This is a genomic window from Rhodococcus sp. C3V (genome assembly GCF_029269915.1).
In the GTDB taxonomy this organism is placed as follows: domain Bacteria; phylum Actinomycetota; class Actinomycetes; order Mycobacteriales; family Mycobacteriaceae; genus Rhodococcus_F; species Rhodococcus_F qingshengii.
On the sequence record NZ_JARJBE010000012.1, the window covers coordinates 35,699 to 59,672 of the forward strand.

General features: G+C 58.2%; 6 protein-coding genes. 2 read left to right on the forward strand and 4 right to left on the reverse strand.

Annotated features, from left to right (window positions below; genetic code table 11):
- Window position 1: 1 nt before the first annotated feature.
- From P3G66_RS25890 to P3G66_RS25900, 3 genes are read right to left on the reverse strand one after another with little or no spacing between them, the layout of a single operon-like run.
- Window positions 2–6,463 (reverse strand): DEAD/DEAH box helicase, encoded by a 6,462-nt coding sequence (locus P3G66_RS25890; RefSeq protein WP_276117317.1) that lies wholly within the window; start codon window positions 6,461–6,463, stop codon window positions 2–4.
- 50 nt (window positions 6,464–6,513) lie between these two features.
- Window positions 6,514–11,091, reverse strand: coding sequence for a DNA methyltransferase (locus tag P3G66_RS25895; RefSeq protein ID WP_276117318.1), 4,578 nt, complete (start codon window positions 11,089–11,091; stop codon window positions 6,514–6,516).
- A gap of 2 nt (window positions 11,092–11,093) precedes the next feature.
- A complete protein-coding gene (locus P3G66_RS25900) occupies window positions 11,094–13,991 on the reverse strand; it encodes an SNF2-related protein (protein WP_276117319.1) in 2,898 nt (965 codons plus the stop codon).
- 250 nt (window positions 13,992–14,241) lie between these two features.
- Between P3G66_RS25900 and P3G66_RS25905 the strand changes: the two genes are divergently transcribed.
- Both P3G66_RS25905 and P3G66_RS25910 read left to right on the forward strand, forming a co-directional pair.
- The gene (locus P3G66_RS25905) at window positions 14,242–17,658 is read left to right on the forward strand and encodes a hypothetical protein (protein ID WP_276117320.1); all 3,417 of its coding nucleotides are present in this window, start codon (window positions 14,242–14,244) and stop codon (window positions 17,656–17,658) included.
- Window positions 17,651–22,585: a DEAD/DEAH box helicase gene (locus P3G66_RS25910; RefSeq protein ID WP_276117321.1), complete on the forward strand. Its 4,935-nt coding sequence runs from the start codon at window positions 17,651–17,653 to the stop codon at window positions 22,583–22,585. Before P3G66_RS25905 ends, P3G66_RS25910 begins: the two co-directional genes overlap by 8 nt.
- Here P3G66_RS25910 and P3G66_RS25915 read toward each other — a convergent pair.
- Complete coding sequence (locus P3G66_RS25915; RefSeq protein WP_033236017.1) at window positions 22,582–22,923, reverse strand: hypothetical protein; 342 nt, start codon at window positions 22,921–22,923, stop codon at window positions 22,582–22,584. The genes P3G66_RS25910 and P3G66_RS25915 overlap by 4 nt on opposite strands.
- Window positions 22,924–23,974: the final 1,051 nt, after the last annotated feature.

Genomic DNA, 23,974 nt, shown 5'->3' on the forward strand with positions numbered 1-23,974 from the left:
GTCAGAACTCCCCGCTCGTCTTCAATGCTTCCAAGATGGATGCCACCTCGGGTGAGCACAGTGTCCACCCTGCTTCGGTAATCGTATTGGCCACGTCGTCGTCATGCTCGAACACCACGCCGACTCGGCTGGAATGCCACGCGAGGTCGAGTACCTCGCCCTCATCTGTCTCGTACCCGAGTTCAGGTGGTGTCAGGGTCGGAGCTGCAGTGCCGAGGGCGTGAACCAAACTGCGCTCAGCTTCGGAAACCGCGTTGTGCAAGGCCTTCTGCCAGATCGGTGACAACTGCTCGGGCTCCGGTGCCGATGTAATCGGTGCTGCGATAGGTGCACCGTCCAGCAATGTGCGAGTCGTGATCTGGTGCCGGCCTGCTAGTCCGAGCCAGTTCGAGAGACGCAGCCATTCTTTCCACGCACGACCTTCATGGGCTTCGAGCGCGTCGTTACGGTCGTCCAAAGCAAGAACTGCAGTCGCAGATTTGTCGGCACGCGACGTCACTGCGACTGTCACAGCCAACGGGCCTTCGGTCAACGACCAGCAGATATCCGTGCCCGAGATCGAGAAGGGTTTCCCTCCGTCAAGTGCAGCGAGCGCAGAAGCCAGCATCGATTCTGCGGTCGACTGAACCCGATTGTCAGTCCGCAGAAACAGGTACGGCATGGATCGGCTCAACGCAGTCCACGAATCGAGGTCAGGGTCGGCGACAAACGCCAGTAGCTGAGAAATGGGGTCTTTGGTGAGGAGTCGCAGTAGTCCGGGCTTCAAATTGAAGCTCTTCGTCGCGAACTGTGTCGACTTGCTGTTCAACCATGAGGGCTCGTACTCGTCGTTGTTCTTGAACCGTTGTAGATCCTCGTGCCCGAACGACCAGACGATGTGTCCTGATTCGCGGAGCCCGGCGCGTTTACCGGCGTCGTCGGTCACGCGGTTGTGTTGAGGCGATGCGTGATAGCGGCGACCGTCAGCGAAAAGAGCGATCTCCGGGATAGATGTGTCGGAAGAGGTCAGCATGAAGTCAGGCAGGACAAATCCCTTCTGCACCTGCGGGGTCAACGACCACCGGCGAACAGGCTTGCCTTGCAACGTGATTGTTGCAGACGGCCCGTAGGTACCAGGCTTTTCGACCACTGTTGCGCCCATCCCGCGAAGGCGTCCGATGAAGGAAGTGTAGAAGTCCTTTTCGAGGTGCGACTCGTCGCTGGCGGGAGGCGGGGGTGGTGCATTCTCAGTGAGCGAGGTCAGCCAGTCGTCGATGTCGGGCTGGGCGCGTCGGCCCTCCACATCGAGGATCTTGTCGAGGACCGTCAGAGCCGTCATGCGCGAGACCTTGTCCATCTCGTACGGCGCTGCGAAGGGGAGCAAACAGCGGTGGCAAGCGAGACGATCTTCCTCGCGGCAAGGGCATTCGCGCACCACCTTTCGGGCTGCGACCAGAACTTCCCATACTTTGTTCGGATCGGCGAACTCCGCGAGATAGCCTGTGCCTCCGGGAACCGTGTCGTGAATCAGAAGCGCTCGGCGGTCTGGCGCGCGGAGAGCGTCGCTGATGGTGACCACGTCAAGGTGTTCGGGAGAACCGCCAATGACCTGTCGGAGTCCGAGAAGCATTGCGGCACTCAAGCTTGGGTGCGCGAAGGTGTCGTATTCGAGCTCCGGAGGCAAGTGCAGCAGCACACCCTGAGTTCGCAAAGTACGCGACAGCGCGATCTCGCGAACGTCCTCGTTCTTTGCCTTCCTCAACCGGCACCAGGTGCGATGCTCGAACTGGTTGTTGGTTCCGGCCTTGCCGTCGAGCTGCCCGCATGCCGCGCACACACGGAAAAGGCCGGTGTGTGATTCTTGTCCAGCGATGATGCGCTGCTTGCCCTGTGAGGTACGTTTGCCGAGGTTGAGCCAACGAATATCCATGCGGCGCAGATACTCTGCGCCGAAATCTCGGTCGGTGACGTACCAAGATCGACCAACCTGAGCGGGGTCGATATCGGCCGCCACAGTGACGGTGAACGGTTCCTGATGACGATTGTCCCGACCGTCGTTGATTGTGGCTTCGTCACGACGCACTTCCGCAGATACACGCGTCATCTCGACCACTTGCAAGCGTTGACTGACGTCAACGATTGCAGTGCTCTGACAACGAAGGCACGACGCGATAGGGGCGAGAGTAGCCCCCGCCGGTGTAATTGCAACCCACCCGCACTGCGGACAGACCTGCCAAGTGTTGATATTGGATTCGCCGGTACCAAGATCGACGGCATCGATCTTGACGGCTAATCCCTGCGCGTAGAAGGTGGCGCCGGGGGCAAGCTCGGTGAGTGCGACGCGGGAGCCGCGCTGGTAACTGAGTTCGTCACTCATAAATGCCGAGCTGTCGGCGTCGATCCATGTGACGCCGACGTCCAAAGTGACGCTGTCGTCGAGGAGTGTGTAGTTGGGGAGAACCCCGTAGCGCTCGAGTACCGAGATCCAGTAGTCGAGGGTCATGGACACAATCTGTGCACTCAGCAACTTGATCGACCCTTGCGCAGTGCGCAGTGCGCGGCGGTCGTCCTCTGTGGCGGCTGGAGAATTGAACCTGCGCTCGAACTCTGGCAGCTGCTCGGTGACGGTGTCGCGCCGAGTAGTCAGCTCGGCCAGATCCCGGTTCCACCGATGGACAGTTTGTTGAAGGTGCAGAGCCAATTCGCTGTGACCGCCGTCGGCTGCCGGCGTTGCCCACGTCTGCAGGGCGCTGATGGCGTCGTCGCTGAGCAGCCCGTCGAATTGTCCGAGGAATTCTGCAGTCAGCGCGGGTGCTTCGCTGTCTGCGATAGCGATGAGGTTAGCCATCCAAGTGCCGTCGTCGAAGCTGCCGAGGACAGCTCGCGCTTCTTTGAGTGCCACGGTCTGCGGATCGCGGGCAAACCGGTCGATGATGTGTGCGACGTACTGACGCTGCAGGATCTCTTCAGCACGCAGGAAGGTGGCGGGTGGGCGGACGTCGCCCTGAATGACAGACAGCGGATCGAACAGCTTGGGTAGGTGTTCCCCTCGACCGCGTATGTATGCCAGGACAAGTGAGTTTCCGGTCAGACGGCCGGCGCGGCCGACTCGCTGAAGGTACGACGAGACTGTTCGGGGCATTGACCCGAGCATGACGGTCGACAGGTCGCCGATGTCAATACCCATTTCCAACGTTGGTGTAGCGACCAGAACGTTCGGTGCTTGAGGATCTGCCCCGCCATTTTTGAATGCGGTTTCATACGCGAGGCGCGTAGCGGTGGGTAGGAGCGACGTGTGCTCGCGCGCGACGACGCGTTTCATCTTGGTTGAGCTGTAGAGGCGTCGGTAGAAGTTGTCGGTTCGTGCTGAGCGGCGCAATGTTCCGGGGCAGCGCACCAATAGGCAAGGTGCACCCGTCATTTCCTTGGTTGTTGTGGTGCTGCCGGGGACTGGTGCTTGGCATACGTCGCAGACGAGAAGGTGCTGTCCGTCAAGGAGCGCTTCGATATCGGGAGCCGATACCTGCACCATTGTTGGCTGCAGCCCATAGACGGTGAGGCCGGTTTCGCTGGTGATGGTATCCAGGATGCGCTGCTCGGTCAGGAGTGTGAACAGCGATTTGGCGAGATGCGTTCCGTCATAGGGAGACACACCAAGGCACTGGGAAGCCCACTTTGCGTACCACGAAGACGGTGCGGTGATCGAGTCGAACCCCTCGGGAAGGGAACCTGGCCCTGATCCGGAGGCTGGAAAGGTAGGCGCTGGACGGCCTTTCGGGAACGCTGGCATTCCTTCACCCTTGGGTCGGCCGCCCCAGACGTGATATCGATTGGCGTTCTTCTCCAGGTAGCTGCGCAGCCACTCGTGTCGGATACCACCCTGGGTTCGGATGCGCTCGACGGTTCCGCGTACCCATCGGGCCAAGGCGACCGGGTCGATTTCTGGTTGTCCTGCTTCGCCTAGACGCCCTTGTTCACCGCGGGGATCGACGAACATTCCGCCTTGTTCGCCTGGAATTGCAGCGTCAGTGAGTGCGAGTTGCAGATGCTCGGTGTTTTCGACAGCCAGACGACCGAGTGTTTCAGCCCGCCCAGGCAGACCTAGATAGACCTCAGCGACCACGCTTCCGGTGAGCTCGAGTGTTCGACCGGTTCGGGACTGCAAGCCGAATTCAAGATCGATGTCGAACTGCAAGCGGCGCTTGGCTTTTTGTTCTGCAGCGCGGCGGGAACTGTGGTGTGCATCGGACTTCCAGAACGCTGTGAAGTCATCGCGATCGACGATGTCCGGTGGAAGCAGCTGGTAGCGACGGGTGGGATCGTTCTCGGCCCGTGCAACCACCGACTGAGTAAGCTCCGTCAGATCGATCGGTGTGGGGCCGAGGGCTCCGCGCAGAGTTGAACGCAGGCTCAGGCTGTGTGAGCGGGATTGCACGAATCCGGCGCGGTGGGCTGCATCTTGGACGCTGTCGGTGAACATCAGCGCCTTCTTCTCGCCGGCGTCGAGATCCTTGTTACCGAACATGTTCGACAGGGTCACCGAGAGTTGTGTTGCGACAGCGCTACCGAGGAATCGGATACCGTCGTCGACGCCGCAGGACGGGCACGCATCCTTCTTCGACAGCTCATCTGCGTCAGGTCCAGTGAGGGTCAGGATCGGAAGTGCGCGGGCGTCGAGGGCATCGTCACTGTCGGCGTCGGGTGCAGCGTCGAGGATTTCGCGATCATCGATGTGAAACCAGCGGAGCCCTTCGATCTTGTTTTTGTCGGTGTGGAGCTGCGCCTCGGCAGGTGCGGAGATCAATGCGCGGAAGCGAGAAGCGCCAGCTGCGTGGTCGGCGCGTATTGCCTCGTCGGTGACGTCGAGGGCCGTACCTGTCGGCGCGAGACGTGCACCCCATCCGGAGCGCCCACAGTGTCGGCAATAGACGGCGGGCAGGAACAATTCATGTTGATCGGCGACAGTGCCGTCGTCTGACCAGCGGTAGCCGGCAGTGGCGTGAACGAGGCGGTCGACTCTGCTGAGTTCTCGTACCCAGAGGTGGACATCAATATTCAGTGCGCTGGGACCGACCTCGGCCCGAATATGAGACAGCAATGCGAAGAAATAGTCGAGGAACTTCTGCTGAGCCGCCGCGACCCGGTGAGCATCGCGCTCGAGTGTTGGCGCGGTGAAGACTCGCGTTGCCAGATCTGCGAGTGAGATTGCGTCGGTGGCATGTTCGAGGACTGCCGCAAGTAGCGGGTGCGATTTGACTAGCTGGAGAACGTCCTCCTTGTTGCTCATCACCTTCAAATCCGCATCGGTCAGGCCATGGTCTGAATCGGAACCGTCAGTCCGTTCGAACAATTCGGCCAGGACTGCGCGGGCGATCACAGGATTGATATCGGGGACGGTGTCGCGACCCTCTTCAACTGCCTTGGCGATCTTGTCAACTGCATCGCCGACAAGAGGGTCGATCGGTCTGAAGAGTCGATCCAGATCGGGGCGCCGATCTGAGAGCCATTGCTTGGCAGTCGTGCGGGTTTCGCCGATGACGGAATCGCTGTCGAACTCTTCCCCGAAGACGGTGTGCGCGAAGCTGAACATCGACGTGGGATCAGACTTGGATCCCAGGGTCGCCGACGTCGCGACGGGAGTGATCTTGCCAAGCGGACGCGCTCGGTCGGCATCGGTGGCCTTCGACGCTTCGGTCCAGTAACTCTTGACTGTGAGGCCGAGTCGGCGAAGCAGCATCGCGACGTCCGTGCCTTGAGCACCGTCGTATGTGTGGAACTCGTCAAGGACGATGTACTGCAAGGATTCTGCCGATTTCCGCCACATTGCTGCGTCCTCGGGGCGGAGCAGCAACTGGTCGAGCATCTTGTAGTTGGTGAGCAGAATATCCGGTGGGGTGTCACGCATGATCGATCGATCGGTGATCAGGCCGTGTTCCGATACCTGTGTTCGGCCGGTCTTCTGCTCGCCGGTGTAGAGACCGGCCGTGACGGCTCCCAACTCCGGATTGCTCGTGATGAGTCGAGCCAGACGTTCAGACTGGTCATTCGCCAGTGCATTCATGGGATACAGAATCAAGGCCTTGGTGCCAGTGATCCCGGCCTGCTTGGCGCGCAATATATGGTCGACTATCGGGTACAAGAAGGCTTCAGTTTTGCCGGATCCTGTTCCGGTGGTGACCATGGTGGGCAATGGCCGATCCTGGAACTTGGTTGACAGCCGTTCAAAGGCCTTGGCCTGGTGACCGTATGGCGTGAACCCGTCTGGTCGCCAATCGAGCGGCAGTCCCCAGTTGCCGCCAGCAGGAGCAAATGGTAGCCGCAGCCGCGTATAGGGGCCCTTGAACATGCCGCCTTCGGGATCACCGATGAAGTCCGTCAGCGCTCCCTGCGCGTCAGGATCGGTGAGCGCGAATGTGGTCGCGAGGTAGTCGGTGAGACCCTCGCGCAGATGCTCGGCCTGCAGGGTTGGTAGCAGTGCCCCCATGATTGGTTCCTTCGAGTATGCGATGCGGCGTGAGGTGGTGGATCAGGCTGTTACAGAAGGAGATCGCTGAAGTGCTTATGTGCCAATGCCATGTCGTGCTCGCGGTCAACACCGACAAACGGTTCTTGGTAGGTCACGCCATCGACGGTGAGATCTGCGGACTTGAGGAAGCCCTTCTTTCGGTACTCCGATGCGAGTTTTCCGGGAAGCTGGCGTCCAGTTGCGTCATAGAGGGCGTCGCGCTCGTACTTCTGAAGGACCGGGAATTGTGTGCGATAGATCGTCAGCAGTTCCTCGATTGTGATGCCGAGCATGATGGCGACAATTGCGTCAATCTCGACCAGAGCCTGCCGGCGGTCGGCCGCCCGACGAAGAGGTGTCGTCAATTCCCATTCTGGCACGATTGAGCTGATCGGCGCTCGACCCGAGTAGTCGACACCGGTATGCGGCACCCATGAATCTTGTTGCCACAGTGGGGTATATAGGTGTTCCCATAGTTCTGCGTGAGGGCGTACTTGACAGTTCAATCTGAGAGTGCGCAGGACTAGCTGATTTTCGAGTGGGTGATTTCGAACATGAGGAATGTTCGAAAGGACTCCAATCTTGATATTGGCGACTCCTGTAACTTTCATGAGAAAATCTGAAACCAATGATGAACTGAAAGCTGAAGCGAGAGCAAGGTCTCGTAGATTTGGCGTCGTGAGTGAGAAAAGGCCGAGAACGTGCGCAGGACCTGGCGGGAGCAGCGCAGCATGAAGCGTACGCACCGTCGCGGAGTCAGCCATCGCTCGCCAGGCGAGCCGGAAGTAGCTTGAGCTAGGAGACTCGTTCCACTTTGGATATGCGGAGAGGTACTCATCGTGTGGTTTAGCCACTTGATAATTGGTGCGAGGAATGTAGTTTGCAGCAATCGTATCGAAGTTGAGTGGAACGTAGAGGTGCTCTCGTCCCGGACTTGCGTCTGGTTCCTGATTGAGGGGTGTCGCGACCGTCAGGTGAGGGCCTTGCAATATGACGTCCTCCCAACGGGAAGGAACGAGCGATGCGGATTCGAAAAAGCCCCGCTTGCGGTCAGTAGTTTCATTCCAGCCAGATGTCCATACGAAGTCAATGTCGCCTAGTCGTGTTGTAGAGGCGATCTTGTTTAGCACCTCGGCGCTGGCTGCATTTACTGGATAGAGCATTCTCGCGTCGGTGGCATTGGTGCCGGATTCATCGATAAGTGCTGCCCAAGTTGCCAACTCGCTGATGGTCACCGCAATGATGCGTTCGGAATGCGGTCGCAGATCCCAATTGTCATTGTCGTCCTTTACGCCAGGTGTTGCGCCCGATCCGTCGTGCAGAAGGGACCGCGTGACAGTTTCTGGGTGGTATAGCGAAGAACCCTGAAGGAATGAAATGTCGGAAGGAGGTCCGTACACGTGTACCGCATATGGTCGAGTGTGCTGAATTTCGCTAAATAGCTTTAGTTCATTCCGAAATTGCCAGTGCCGACGCAGGCGTTTATATGTTTCTCGCCTTAACCAGTTCGCCCGGACTTCGGTGAAATGACTATCGGGATGTATGAACCCGACTATTCCGCGGTCAGACATGGTCCTCCACGAATGCTCCATAAAACAGCGGTAAAGGTCAGTGCGTAGCCCCGTGAGTATCTGGCGGTCGGCTGCTGAACCAAGATTTTCTGTGATCCCAGATTGCCTGGCCCGTTCGTTCAGGTACTCAGTCATCGCCCCGGGTATCGCAAGAGTTTGTACACGCTTGCTGTTTTTGATGATCTCGGCGGGCCGTTCGGATAGCTGCCACCAAGGATCGAACTCAGCGAGTGTCCCTGCTTCGTCCCAGTCGGGTCTTACCCAAGGCGGATTACCCACTTGTAGGTCGAAGCCGCCATTCAAGAACACCGGCGCGAAGTCGAGTTCCCAGTGGAAGAAACCTTGGCTCTTCGAGGTCGCGTCAGCGACGGTCAGCCACGGAAACTCACGCGTTGCATCATCAAACTTCTTCGCCCCGCTGAATAGCAGTTCATTGGATTCGGCTGCATCCAGCTCGACCCAGCTCATCTCGGCAAAGACATTGAGCTGGCCAGCCTTCTCCTTCGCTGATTCCCTAATGGGCGTACCCAGGATCGCTTCAAGGCCACCGATCCACTGATCCCAGTCTGGTGCTTCGATTTCCGACGTTAGCGGCCAGGACCAGAGCGCAGACCATGCGTCCATCACTCGACGAAGTCGCCGGTACGCGCCGTTCGGATCCTTCAAGACCGTCTCAATTTGTTCGCGCGTCACAGCAGGATTGCGCTCGGTCTTTGCGGCACCCCAGATCTCGATGTCGCGGCGAATCTCGGCCTCGGCGATTTCCAAGCGCCTCGCCGTGAAGTCCCACAGCGTTTCGACGCGTTGGGCGAGCGCGCCGAGACGTTTCACGAGCGTCTTGCTGGGGTTTCCTCGAATAGCATTGCGCCACAGGCGCAGTTCTTCACGCTTCTCTGATGCATAGGTTTTGGCTTCTGCAGTGTCGACTACGGCGCCCCAGCCTTGTGATGGGACCAGAAAGTGATGGATTCCTGCCCCGATTTCCTCACCAAGTGGCACGTCTTTCGGGACAGTCGTCAGCCAGGCCTTTTTGGTAAGGTGGCTCGGTGAATAGACCGCTCGTCTTGCACCGATCAGGGAGTTGCCTCGGCGTAGGTGCAGACCGAACCAAGGCGCTTGCAACCCGGCCACCATTGTGTCGAGCCAGAGGGAGATCTCGGCCAGCTCCACGGCCGTAGCATTGAGGTCCACCCCATACACCTGGTGGAGCGCGATGTGTGCCTTGACTTTTTGCAGCTCAAACGGAACTTTATCGGCATCGATCCGCTTGCCAAGGTCCTCCTGCTTACGTTTGAGGTATTCAGCTGCTAGCTGGCGCACCGCTTCGATGGCGAATGCTCCGGAACCGAGAGCAGGCTCGCAGATGGTGAACTGCAGGATCTGCTCGGGGGTAGTGCGGGTGTCGTTCTGATCCAGCAATTCTTCGAGGGCCTGCGACACAACAAATTTCGTCAACACCTCGGGGGTGTAATACGAGGCTGACTGCTGGCGTTCGCGACCAGCCAGACGGAAGACGAAGCTGCCTTCTTTGTGTACGACAGGGGTTGGTTCTTCCCCAGGTTCACTGGTCAGTACGAAATCAGACTTCGATAAGTGGTCTGCTTTCGTAACTGGCACTACCCACGATCCCTTTTCAGAATCGCCGTTCTTGGCGACCTCGTAAAGATCTTCCCCAGCGAAGAAGCCGGTGTAGGACATCAAACCCTCATACACAGCGCCGAGCTGGTTGATACCTAGTTCGGCATAGCTGATGAAGCCACGATCGGCGCCCTTGCGGCCTTTCGACTCTTTGGAGAGAAGTAGGTGCTCAAGCACTTTCTGTGTGGCCTCGTTACCCAAGCCGACATCATCGATCAGCGCGGTCGCCTTGGGGGAGAAGAGATCAGCGCGCAGGCTGTTGAACTCCAGTCCTGGAGCTGGGTCATCGGCGACGTGGTCGGGAGCATGCGGGGTATGGCCACGGTCTACTAGACGGAATAGTGTCGCGAGAGACTCATACAGGTGGGTTCCGGACTGCGCCTGAGGTGAGACCAATTCCGTGAGGGTCAGCTCGCGCAAACGATCCAGGCCATAGCCTTCGCCATACTCGGGTGCGCCGGTAGGCAGCACACGCATCTCGGGTGATGCCTCTGCGTACAGCAGGAACAGAATTCGGTAAAGGAAGCGAAGCGAGTGCTTCGCGAGTTCCTGCCCGTTGATGCCGTCGAGCGTCAGCTTCTGCTCGGCGCGACGGTTCACCACGTCGTTGGCGATCAATTCGATGGACAGTCGAATGCCCTCGCGAAGATCCTTTGATACTCCAACCGTGTGCTTGACGGAATCTTCGAGAACGCCGGTCCACCAGATATTTCCGTCAGCGTCGGGGACGAGTGACTGCCGGCCGAATATTGCTAGTGCTCGGTCGATTTCGCCGCCGCGCGCTTCGTGACGCCGTTCTGCGACGACGAGGAGATCCACTGCGAGGTAGCGACCTTCCGCCCACCGTTCAGCTTCGGCGAGTAGTAGCCACTGGCCGGCTTGCACTACTACGAATGCTGGCGGTTCGTCGGTATGGAACACCTCTGATACGGCCTTGGATACGGCGCGAAGCTGCTTGTTTTCAACGATTGCCGGATCGATAAGCTGACCGGTCGTGGGATCGAGTAGATCGTTGATCGATTCGACAGGACGGGCCTGCAAGAACAGGACCTGGTCGACGCCAGCCAGTGCGGCGTTGGGGACATCAACTTCTGTTCCGGCCCGCTCGCCGTGAAAGGGAACGAGAGTGCCTGCAAAGCCAAGTGATTCGCGAATCAGGGCGTGCGCTGCTGTAGCGGCATCAGGATCTTCGGCCAACGCAGCGATTCGAGTATGGAGATCTCGGCATGTGGCGAGGAAAGCCTGCCGCACTGTGTTGCGGCCTTCCTTGGCCTCCGCATCCCAATACTTGCGGAGTTCGAGGACCTTGCCCTGAAACGACTCTTTGACAGAATCGGTCGTGAAGTAGTGCTCGCTGATCCAGTCTTCGCCGACGACGATGGAATCGAATGTAGCCACGGTTACTGGTCCTTCTCGGTGGAAACCGCAGCGGAGGTATCTGCGGGAACGATTACGAGCAGTGGGCGCACCAGCTGCTGGGTGGGGGCCATCATCTCGGCGAGGCGTTGCTCTTCCTCGATGCGTCGAGCAAGGCGGCTGATCTCGGACTTCTGAGTACCAAACAATGCGAGTTGTTCAGCGTCGAGGTTCCATCGATCGGCGCGAATACGCCATTCGGCGAGGCGCTTCTCTGCGCTGGTTTGCTGGGCCGACAAGGTCAGCGACATTGCATTCTGTGCCTCGGTGACCGCGGTGGGTATCAGCAACTTGTATTGCTCAGCATTCTCGACGCCACCGGGGTTCGATGAACCGGGTCGAAGCCCGGTCTCCTCTGTGAGGAAACCTAGATCCGCGTGTGTCTGGACCACACAGGACGAAGGATTGTCTTGATGACGGAAGACTGCCGTCGAGAACACCCTGGAGATGAGTTGTCCACGACGGTTCATCAGCGTGCCCATAAGCAGCACCGTCGGGGCTTCCACATCGCCGCGGATCACGAAAATTTGATTGCGCCCCAACGCACTCAGTGCGCGGTCGCTGGCCCAATCGAGGACTGGGTGCAACGGGCCGAGGAAATGGGCTTCGGGCCACGTCGTGTTGTTGACGCCCTTGCCTTCCTTGGCTATCCGCAATTGTGTGTTGCCGACTGTTGTCGATGTGGCGAGCTTGAGTCGTTCGAGAATGCGACCATGTTGCAGATAGTTCTGCGGCAACTGGCCGAGCCGCTGACGAAGATCCTTGGGAGGTATCAGCTCAGCGATCTGGTGCGTGCTGTTGATCGTCCAGCCCACACCACCCTCGTCAGGGTGATGTCCCGGTGCATCGTGAAACGCGGCGTGCAGAGCTTCATCCAGGAAAGTGATGTCGTCCTTGTACAGGCTTTGCCTAGGAGCATCGGAGATCTGAGTAGGGGAGGCGTCTTCGGCGTCGAACTGCGCGAAAAACGCATCCAGATCATCTCCGTCGGCAACGTCCTCGGCGCTACGGACAACTGCGTCGATGTTGGTGCCCGTGGCCAGAACTTTTCGAATTTCTGATTCTTCTTCTCCGACAGTGTGTTTACCCATGAGAGAAGCGACGTCACCGAGGGCTGAATGCGCTTCGTTTTCACGTTCGAGAAGTCGGGACAGGATTCGGAGATCACCAGAGAAGTCGGGATCGGATGGCTCGAGAATCAGCGAGGAGATTACGGGAGGAAACTTCTGCCCATACCTGTCGACACGGCCGTTACGCTGCTCAATCCGGATGAGGCTCCACGGAATGTCGTAGTGAATCAGGTTGTGGCACTGGGCATGTAGATTCACGCCCTCCGATGCGACGTCACCTGTGACGAGAACGCGGATAGGTGAAGTTGCCAGCTTGAAGCTGTCGACGATTGCCTGTTGTTCTACGTCGGAGAGACCGCCGTGCAACATAGCGATGTTCTCAGGCTTGAGTTTCAATGCTGTCGGCAAATTTTCGGTGAGCCAATGCAATGAGGCAACCCGTTCGGCGAAAACCACCGCTCGCATTTCCGACTTGGGTCCAACTCCGATCTCGCGGAGACGATCGACTAGCGCGGAAAACTTCCCGGCTTTTTCATTGAGGGCTTCGGCGTTCAACGCATTCAGAGTGACCAGTGCGTCGAGCTCGAGTCGCTGTTTTGCGTCGTGCTGATCGAGTTTGGCGCAACGCTGCTTGATCGTTTCGGCGAGAGCGGCGGGGGAGGAGAGAAATGCCTTTGCCAACGTCCACCCGAAAAGAGCCTTGGTATCACCTGAGTAGGGAGACGAAGTACCGGCTTTGGGATGTAGCCACGTGCGCGAAAGCTCTGCTGCAACGTCGTCTTCCGCCGCCGACGGTGAAATTAACTTGTGTACTGGCGCCGCGCGTTCAGCCCAGTCGCTTCCGACTTCTGCAGCCACCTCAGGGTGGTGGCGGTGACGTCGGATCAGTAGCGTGTCGACGTCCTGCTTCGTGAACGAACCGTCAGGGGCAACCATCGTTGGGTCGAGCAACCGCAACAATTCAACGAACTGTTCTTTGCGTCCATTGTGAGGAGTGGCTGAGGCAAGGATTAAGGCCTCTGTGTTGGGCGCCAACACCCGCGCCAATGCATTGTTCTGGCTGGTCGCGTTGGTTAGGTTGTGAGACTCGTCGATGACGATAGCATCCCAATGCTGGCGCTCCAGATGAGCTTTGTACCGTGGGCTTTTCAATGTATCGATGGAGATTATGGCGCGCTTGAAGTAAGTAAAGGGGTTGCGAGTTGCAGGCAGTTTCTGACGGACCTTTTGAATGCCGGCAGAGTCGAGCCGAACGAATGGCAACGCGAATCGGCACCACAGTTCATGCTGCATCTGCTCCAGTACATGTTTTGGCGTCACAATGAGGATCCGCTCGCCACGCCCCCGCCGGACCAACTCCGACAGAATCATTCCGATCTCGAGAGTCTTTCCCAAACCGACCGCATCGGCGAGCAGAATTCGAGGTCGAATGTGTCGCGGGTCGAGGGCTTTCGCCACGGCGGCGCGCTGGTAGCCGAGGGAATCGGCAAGCATGTGGTTCGAGACGGTCAACGACTGCTCGCCGCACGGTACCGGCGTTTTGCGAGTAAGCGCTTCGAGCCACAATCGACTGTTTCGGTATCCATCCGAGTCGTCCGCGACTACCTGAACGTGCTTGGGGTCCTGGACCTCGATCTTGTCGAGACTTGAATAGAACGCAGCGGTGGTGTCCGCGACCAGCTCGGACAGGCCTCGCACTCGGATCAACCAGCCGTCAGAACCCTGCTCGGCGGAGGTGACGAGCCACTCCTCGTCGCGCACCACGACAATCGATCCGGGTGCGACATTGAGTTCTGCAGCAGTGGACGTCATCTGCGACCGCTCCGTTCGTTTGACCACCATGTAGGTGCTATCCAACCACTCGGGCAAAATGGTATCCGTATCAGGGATGTACGGACGGTTTCTGTCGGACCGGGGTGTAATACTCGATATCGATTTAACGACAATACGAAGAACGTCTTCGAGGCATCGTCCAAACAAATCCGGCTTCAATCGTGGTGATTGTCGGTAGGTGGTGGCCTTGTGCGTCTGCTCGACTGAATTGGGAAAGAGGTGAGAACCGGTGGGGGACCCGTCGTTTCTGGAAAACTGGCTGAGTGACGAGGAATTTCGCCTCAGTCGTTTACTGGAGAAGGTTTCCCTCGTTATCGAAACCAACCTCAGTGAAGATGAAGTCCGGCGTGCTCAAGGCTTCTACGGTAAGCGCGCCGAGGGCATGCTTCGGCGAGGTTTTTCGCACGCTGACGTCATCAAGAAGTACCCCGCACTCACCCTCACGATTCTGGTCGGACATGCCGCGCTGGCATACGAGCAGGGGCGCTACTGGGAGGATTTCTGGGACGAACTCGGCCTCGATCGTGACCCGAACTTCGAGAATGTGCTTCGTGGTCAGCTTCGCACACTCTTGAAGCGCTACCAGCTTGCCGAGTTCGAGGATCTAGGGAACGACTACGTTCGGTTACTCACCCTGCATGCCGGAGTGCCGACGTATTGCCTGGGGGACTTGGTCGGAATCATCGGGTCCCACCTGGTGGGCGGCAGGGATGCATCGGGAGCGTCCCTAGTCGAATGGCTCAATGAACCCGGCAAGCAGTCACGAATGAATCCGTTGGACGTTCCTGTCCGGAACTTCATTCTTCGCGGCGGTGATTTTTCGCTCGATATATTGGACCGGATCTTCGAGTTCGTCGAATACACCATTTCCCAACCGGATTCGTGGGACGAGCTGATACTCGATACGTCGACAACAGGCTTACCTACGATGATGCTGGACGGGCTCATCGATCATCTGCGAGACCACCCCATTGGCGGCGTTTCATCTGGGAACGCATCGTCGATACGGCGTCGCCGCAAACCGACACTGGTGTACGACCTGCAGGACGATCAGGTCTTTGTGTCCATCCCATACCCCACAGATGAACCTGAGGTGGCGTGGCGCGTGTCCTTCGACGGTGACACACGCGAGGTTTACGCGGAGCGTGGTTGGGGCGTAAGCGGGGATCAGGAACACCCCCCGACGTTGGTGCCGGTAGGTTCTCCGATTCGTACTATTCAGCTGCAGCACCATCCGAGCAATGAAAGTCACCGGCTGCCAGTCGTGGACAAACGGGATCCGTTGATTCTGTTCGCGGCGGATGGTCGTTGGATCCAGCAACGCGCAACGCTACCCAAGGGGCAGGTGATCGCGCTCTTTCCCCGAGACGCTCAGCTTGTTGATGCGGTTACTGACAGCCCGATCGAATCAGGGGTCGAACCGAGTTCACCCGTCGGCTGGCGAGGTTGGACCACGGCTTTCGTTGACCTGACCGAACATCACTCCATTCGCCTTGCGCGGACGCAGACGGCCGAAACTGGAGTCGCACGAAGTGTGAGGAACTCCGCCTCGCCGACCTTCGCATTCGGTGAGTCCATTCTCGGGTTGAAGGCACTCAACGGTTTGACCGTCTACTCAACCCGTCCCGAAGTCACATTGCCTGCCCACCACAATGCAGCTGCAGTTTCCTGGCGGGTGCGCGTTCGTAGAGAAGGCGAGACTGCTTGGTTGGTGGACGAGGAATGGGTTACGGAGTCTGAGACAACCTCGCTGGATCCGTTCTCCGACGAGACATCCTCGCTGTTAGGGCTTTTCGAGATCGTTGTGACCGGCCCACTCGGATCAGACATTCGTCAGAAGGTATTCCTGGCAGAAGATCTCGCTATTTCATTCGACCGAGATTTCCGGTACCCAGTGGTGGGTGGCCTGTCGCCGATAACCGCCACGGCTGACAGCGTCGGAAAACTCGAAGTCGATCGGGTACGAGTGAGCTTCGACGTCGCGACGCGAGACGCCGAGATTCGTGTGAGCGATGAGAGCCGCAACTTCCGTTTGGTGATGACACCTCCCTACGTGGAGATGCGGTTGGACCCAGTCGGGAAGCCGGCACAGTGGCGTACTTCCGTGCAGGTCCTCACCCCGGGCGACTTGGAAGACTACTCCGTAATCGCTGCCCGAATCCCTGGAGATGTCTCTGTCTCCTTCGCGCTGCTCGCGCGCAATGGTGACTTGCTTCAAGAGGTCACTCCGGATGTACCGTCCGACAACACGTTCCAAGTCCTCTCGCGTACATTTGTCGACGCGGTTCGGACGGCTGCGGGAGACTGTCGTATCGCGGCACTGGTAGACGATTCCGACGGCACGACAACGAGTGTGGCACTTGCCAATATTCGGCCGGCGGAACTGTGCAGCGGAATCGCCGTCGTCGATGGAACGTTGATCTTCGAGGATCTTGCAGCCGAGGACGACCTCGCGATCTATTTGTGGTCGACAACAGCGCCCTGGCTACCGATGCGAACGCTCGAAATCAGTGAAGGCCGAGTTGTGCTGCCGGAGGATCTCGTAGATGCGGGGCCTCTCCTGGGACAGGTCTTTGTCGATGATCCGTGGGTGACGATCACTCCGCCGCGCTGGCCGGATTCCTCAGCAATCAGAATCGAACAGCGTGGGTGGGTTCGTGACGCCAACGGAACCCGGGACAAGTTGGCTCGGTTCCTTGCTGGGGAAGGCTCGCCGCCCACCTCAGGATTAGCGATGCCGGAGACCTGGGCTGCACTTGCGATGCTGCGCGAAGATGCAGAAGACGTCGCAACGCAGAGATTGCGTGCGGCACTTGTTCGCATTCTCGCGATCCACCCTCGGTCGGCCTTGGAAGCGTTGGGTAGCAGCACCATTCCTGCCGAGGAGATGGTGGCACTGCTGATTCGGACAGGTCTCGTGAATCGAAGCTTCAGCGCCGAGTACACGCTCAATGATCTCCACACCAACCCTTGGGTCGGTTCGATGGTTGAAATCGCTGACCTTCCGTCCTTGTACGAACGGCGTGATGCTGTCGGGGAGGAGCGGGCCGAAACAATCTCCTATCTCTCCGAGCAGTGCGGTCCGGTGCTGTTCGAGGTATTGCGAGGCAGCTCAGAGGCTCTGAATTCGGGGTACTTCGATCTGAATGTCGCACGCGTACACTCGCTTTCCAAGCCCACGGTCGACAAGATGTTCGAACACTTCCGGCTAGTTCCCGGAGCTCTGCTCGATCTCGATACCCGTGTGGACGCAACAATCGATGCCTTTCACCGCCGAGGCGAGTGGATGTCATCTGGAGCGCATCAGATGCTCGCCTCGGAATCGTTGAAGTCGCTGCGTTTGGTTCGACAATCGTCGAAGGCGATCTACAACGTCATCTCATCCCGAAGTGAGGCATTGGACGGAGTCGACACAGTGACGCATCCGTGGATGCTGTTGTCGATGCAATCTTTGACCCTCGCAGCACTTGCACGGCTGGATGCCCACGGAATGCTCGCATACTCCCCATTGACGACGGGGTTGATGGAAGCCTGGGCACGTATGGCATGGCTGTGCCCGAAACTCGTTATGACTGACCTGCTGATCGCTGAAGCGCTGGTGACTTATGCCCATTACGGGGACTTGATCGGAGTGGAAAATGAGTGATCGTCTAGACCCGCTGGAAACAGGGCACCAGATCGAAGACGGGTACAAACGCTATCTCAAGACGCTCTTAGCGCCGAGTGATCCTGCGATCGCGCACGCGTTCTCCGGCGCTATCGACAACACAGATCTGTTGACCAAGGGGCCATTGCTCGAGCTGACACCGCCGTACGCGGCCGGCAGCACTTTGCAGGAGATGGTCAACGACGGCGTACTGCACCCGGAATTCGTGGGGATCAACAGCCGCGTCGTCCCTTTGGATCGACCTCTGTACGTGCATCAGGAGACAGCGATCCGCAAAGTTGTGGCTGGGCGCAACCTCGTCGTCGCGACCGGTACGGGTTCTGGCAAGACAGAGAGTTTTCTGCTTCCCATCCTGAATTCGCTGATTGCGGAGCGTGCGGCAGGGACATTGGGACCAGGAGTGCGGGCATTGCTGCTCTACCCGATGAACGCGCTCGCGAATGACCAGCTCGGGCGTCTCCGCGAGATGTTGAAGGTGCTGCCAGACATCACTTTCGGACGTTATACCGGCGAGACGCAGGAAACTGCAGCAAGAGCGGAATCCCTGTACAAAGCCACGAACCCAGGGCAGGAGCGACTGCCCAACGAACTGCTCAGCCGTCAGGAAATGCGCGAGAACCCGCCCAACATCCTGCTGACCAACTACGCGATGCTCGAATACCTGTTGCTGCGTCCGACCGATCTTGATCTATTCGACGGTCCGCACGCGGGAACGTGGCGATTCATCGCACTCGACGAGGCGCACGTATACGACGGTGCACAAGGCTCGGAAATCGCGTTGCTCTTGCGGCGGCTCCGCCAACGAGTATCTGCAGGAAATGATTTGCAGTGCATCGCCACCTCAGCATCTCTGGACGGTGATCCAGCGGAAGCAATGACGTTTGCACGCAATCTGTTTGACGCCCCATTCGAGTTTGTCGACGGAGATGTCAACCGTCAAGATTTAGTCCGAGCGACGCGTCAAGCGCGAGCGGCCACGCCAACATGGAAGATGACAGACGAAGAGCTCTTCGAATGGGCTGCCGCTGACGGTGACCTCACGAAACTCGAGACCAAGACGTCTTCAGGCGATGCTGCGGACGCATTGCATAGTGAATACCGGATCGCTGAGCTTCAAACGCACCTACGGGCTGAAGACGGTGAAGCGATTGGCTTACCTGTCGCCGCACAGGACTTGAAAAGTCGCCTCTGGCCGCATGATTCTGCGGCCGAAGCGAAGCTGGAAGCGCTTGTTGCGCTTGGAAGCAAAGTTCACGACGCCTCTGGCAATCCTGTGTTGTCGGCCCGGTATCACATGTTTGTGCGTGCTACTGAAGGCGCTTTCATCAGCTTTGCTGACGAAGGTCCGAAGGTGATGCTTGGCCGTCACGAAATCGATCCGGAAACCAGCCGTGCAGTATTCGAGTTCGGTACCTGCCAACGTTGTGGTGCTGTCCACTTGGCGGGTGAAGTGGAGAACCGACAGCGCCAGCAGTTCTTCATCCCGCCAATGGACGATTCATCTGTGCGCTGGCTTGTGCTGGCAGATGGAGACTCCGACAGCACAGTGGACGAGGACGAAGCGACCTTGTCCGACGAGGAGGCCAAGGAAGAGCCGGGTATTCGGTACCTGTGTACGGGATGCGGTCATCTCGGTGATACCGACGCAGGCTGCGGTCATTTGGACTGCGCCGGGGGCGCGGTGCGTCGTGTACGAGAACACAAGTTTGCGACCAGAGTAATGAGTCAATGTACCGAGTGCGGTGCCCGCGCAAGGCAAGTGATTCGCCGTCTGCGAACTGACACAAATGCTGCTCCGGCTGTGATCACCACCGCGCTGTATCAACAGCTACCACCAGCAACGGATTCGACGGTCGAAGAGGTTGGTGAGGGTCGCAAGCTGCTGATGTTCTCGGACTCGCGGCAGTCTGCAGCCTTTGCGGCGCCGTATCTCGAACGAACCTACGGACGATTGCTTGAACGTCGGTATCTCACTCAAGCATTGCAAGATAAGAAGTACGAGGACGACGATCTCACGGTCGAAGACTTGGCGTTGGTGGTCCGCAAGAAGGCTAAGGACGCCAGCCACTTTCCCGAGAATGCCGGTCGTGTGGCCATGGAGAAAGCCGCCAACGAGTGGGTGGTCGGCGAACTCATGACTATGGACCAACGACAGTCGTTGGAAGGGCTCGGACTCATGCGTGTCTCGCTGGCACGTTCGAAGAAGATAGCGCTTCCAAAGGCATTCGGTCGACTCGGACTCACAGAGGATGAGAGCTGGGGCCTACTCGATGAACTGGTAAAGACTGCCAGGCTTCAGGGCGTCATGAACCTGCTCGACGAGGTCGATATAAAGAGCGAGCGATTCGAGCCGCGGAATATGCGGATTCGCATGCGGCTGATGGAGTCCGACCGAACGAGGAAGGTCCTCAGTTGGCTGCCCAGCGGCCGTGCAGGCACGACGAACAACCGTGTGAAGTTTGTCGACAAGGTTCTTCGTGCTGTGGGCGTCGATGCGCCTGTTGACAAGGTTCTTGATGGATGTTGGCGTTTCTTGCTCGATGCCGGCTACATCTCGTCTGAGAGCGACAAGTTCGCGGCAGACGTCTATCAGATCAATCACGCCAAACTGTGCGTCCATAACGGTGTCGATGTGGATTGGTATCGCTGCGATGCATGCCGCCGCGTGACGGCGTTCAATGTGCGGGGTGTGTGCTCCAACAGCAGTTGCCCAGGGACGTTGGAGCCGTATCTGATCCCGTCTGTCGAAGCTGACAGTAACCACTACCGCAACATCTACCGGACTCTCAATGCCGCGCCGATGTCGGCGATGGAGCACACCGCACAGTGGGATGCCAAGGAAGCAGCCACTATCCAGAAAGACTTCATCGACGGCAGAGTCAACGTTCTGTCATGTTCGACGACATTCGAGCTCGGTGTCGATGTGGGCGACCTTCAATCTGTCGTCATGCGGAACATGCCGCCGAAGACCGCCAATTATGTCCAACGGGCCGGTCGAGCTGGTCGACGTGCGGCGTCGGCGGCACTGGTCGTTACGTATGCCAACCGCAATTCCCATGACCTGGCGAAATACCAGAGCCCTGAATCCATGATCGCAGGGAAGATGCGTATCCCGTGGGTGCCTATCGAGAACGAACGAATCGGCCGTCGGCATGCGCATTCAGTTGCTCTGTCCGCATTCTTCCGGTATGCGTTCCAATCGGCCGGGACTACGTGGAAGTATGCCGGAGAGTTCTTTACCCCACCTGAGGCGCAACAGGATTCGCCCGCATCGACTGTGCGCGCATTCCTCACTCCTGTCCCCGCGGAAATCAAAGATGCATTGCGACAGATCTTGCCGCTGGAAATCCAGGAGGAGATCGGCGTCGAGACCGGCGCGTGGGTAGAGTACTTGGACAAGCTGCTTACGTTGGCCGAGGAAGACGTTCGAGAAGACCTGAAGGTCTTCCGGCAACTGATCGACGATGCGAAAGAGATTGACCAACTTGGCTTGGCCAACAAGCTGTTGAAAACCCTTCGGACAATCGAGAATCGTCAGTTGCTGGGATTTCTCGCGAACAAGAACATCTTGCCGAAGTACGGATTCCCTGTTGACACAGTCGAACTGCGAACCCTGCACTGCCAGGAGCCGATCGGCAGCAAGCTGGAGCTGTCGCGCGACCTGAGCCAGGCGATCTACGACTACGCGCCTGGCAACCAAGTTGTTGCAGGCGGCAAAGTCTGGACGTCACGTGGGTTACATAAGCTGCCCAAGAGGGAACTCGACGAGCTCAAGTACAGGGTGTGTCGCAACTGTGCCCGATTCCAATGCGGTCGCGAACTCGATGTCGATGAGAGGTGCCCGAGCTGCGATGCTCAGTTCGACAAGATCCGTTCCTTCGTGATTCCCGAGTACGGGTTTGTTGCGGATCGCGAAGCGCACGATGTTGGTACGGTGCCCCCTGAACGGCGTTGGCACGGAGCAAGTTACGTCGAAAATGTAGGCGACCAAATCGACATCTTCACATGGAACTCTACGGGCGGAATGGAAGTATCCGCACGGGCTGGAACGAGAGCCACGTTGGCAGTCATCTCAGACGGTGATGGCGGCGGCTTCTACATCTGTGATTGGTGCGGGTGGGGTAAACCGGTTGGCGGAAAGCTCTCGAGTCGGAAGCATGAACGGCCGCATACTGGTCAAGCGTGTGATGGCCCACTTCGAGTTGTTTCGCTTGCACATCGATACCAGACCGACGTTGCCGAGTTCACGTTCGCGGACGTTGCCTACAGCAAGGAAAGCGAAGCACAGTGGATGTCGGTGCTGTACGCGCTATTGGAAGGTGCGTCGGAAGCCCTCGAGATCAGCCGAGACGATATTGACGGAACGTTGTCGTGGAGCGCCGACGGGCGACGAAGCATCGTACTGTTCGACACCGTCCCGGCAGGTGCGGGTGCAGCGAAGAAGATCGCCGAGAACCTCGGTTCTGTTCTGGAAGGAGCCGTTGAACGCGTCCAGTCATGCGAATGTGGCGAAGAAACTTCTTGCTACGGATGTCTTCGTTCGTACAGAAACGCACGACACCATGAAAAGCTCTCGAGGAGAGGCGCTCTGGCGATCTTCCGACACCTACAGATCGACGGTGCGGATTCCACTGGCGCATGGGGGCAGGATCTAGAAGGGACTTCAGCGTCAGTTTCCGAGTTGTTGTTGGCACTCGCTTTGCTCGGGGTTCATAAGCCGGAGATGGGAATCGAAATGGGCGACATCGGGTGGCCTGTCGAAGCAGTATGGCGCCAACCTGCCGTCGTCTTGGTTGAGGGAAACGATGGAGAGCGTGACACCTGGCTCAAGGACGATGGCTTTGTAGTGGTTCATGCGGAGGAAACGAACGCAGACCTGCTGGTCGGCATGCTCGCGCGAAACTAGGTGGGACCGAGCTCTCGCGACAATTGGTCGTAGATGAGCGTGCTTCCTGATGACTGCGTAATCGGGAGTGGAGGTTCGGCGATCGGGGTTGGCACAGGCGCCCCGATCGCCGGGAACGATTCGAGCAACACAGCGATCAAGCGTTCTGCCATCTGCTGATCCAACTGAATGGACTGGCTGCTCTTCGGTGAAGACTTGCGATGGTCCGAACCGAACGTGCTGAGATGGACCAACCGCGCTCCAGACTCGTCGTCAACCAGGTTGTAGAAGCAGTCAACCTCGCTACTGTGTGCGCGAATCGACTGTGTCCCGGGCTCGATGGTGCGGATGCGTGCCATGTCCGAATCGTATAGAGCGTCCCGGGCTGCAATCAATTGAGCACCGGAATGCGCAGAAGTGCCGTCGATGCCTCGGGGAAATTCTGCTTCGTTGAGTGGCAGGTTACGTAGCGGATTTCATTACTGCTAGGGAGGTATATATCTTCTCCGCGGTGGATCCAGGCGGATTCGCTGCGCCAGGAAGTAAGCGCAATGACTGGCTGCCTGAATCCCTCGATTCGCGACTTTTCCATCGACGAATCCAGGCGAATGCACGCAAAGCATCGACCTTTGGCCGTAACCTACGCACAATGCCGAATGCCCGATTGGGGCAACTTCTGGAGAGACGCAATGACCATCACGAAGATAGCCGCATGTGCGGCTGCGACGCTTAGCGTAGCGGCGCTAGCCTTGACCGCGTGCACATCCGCTGACAATGCATCGACCGCAGTTAAGACAACGATGACGACTGCGAAGCCCGCGACAACACCCAAAACTTCGGCACCCAAAGTTACATCCAAGCCAGCGCCGGTGTCGTTGGGTCTCGGTGAGCAGGCTCAGAGCAGTTCCGGAGCGGTCACGTTGCATGGAGTCGATTACCCGGTTACTGCCAGTGGCACCGCAAGCCGGATACAAACAGCCGGTAAACAATTCGCCGTTGCTGATCTCGAGGTTTGCCCGAGTTCGAGTACCGGAATTTCTGCATCGAACTTCAGGCTCGCCGCATCGGACGCTGTCACATATACGTTCTGGAATGTTCAGGTCGGAGCGCAGGACCCGAACCTCACCAATCAGCTCCACAGTCCAGCAGTCGGCGTCTGCGCTCGGGGATTCTTGACATTCGAGGTAGACCCGGGAAAGACATTGTCGCAATTCATGCTTGTGGATGGTTCGCGATCCCCGATCATTTGGTCGTTGACGTAGCCGTACGACAGACACCGGTGCGGTGACGTATACCCGCAAAAAGTCTCGAGCACCTCATTCGAGCAAAATGATCTCGATAATTGGTGATCCTATGCTTTGTGGTCGTGACCGAGATTTGGCCAGCTGGTCGCGGAGGTGTCGGTCCTCC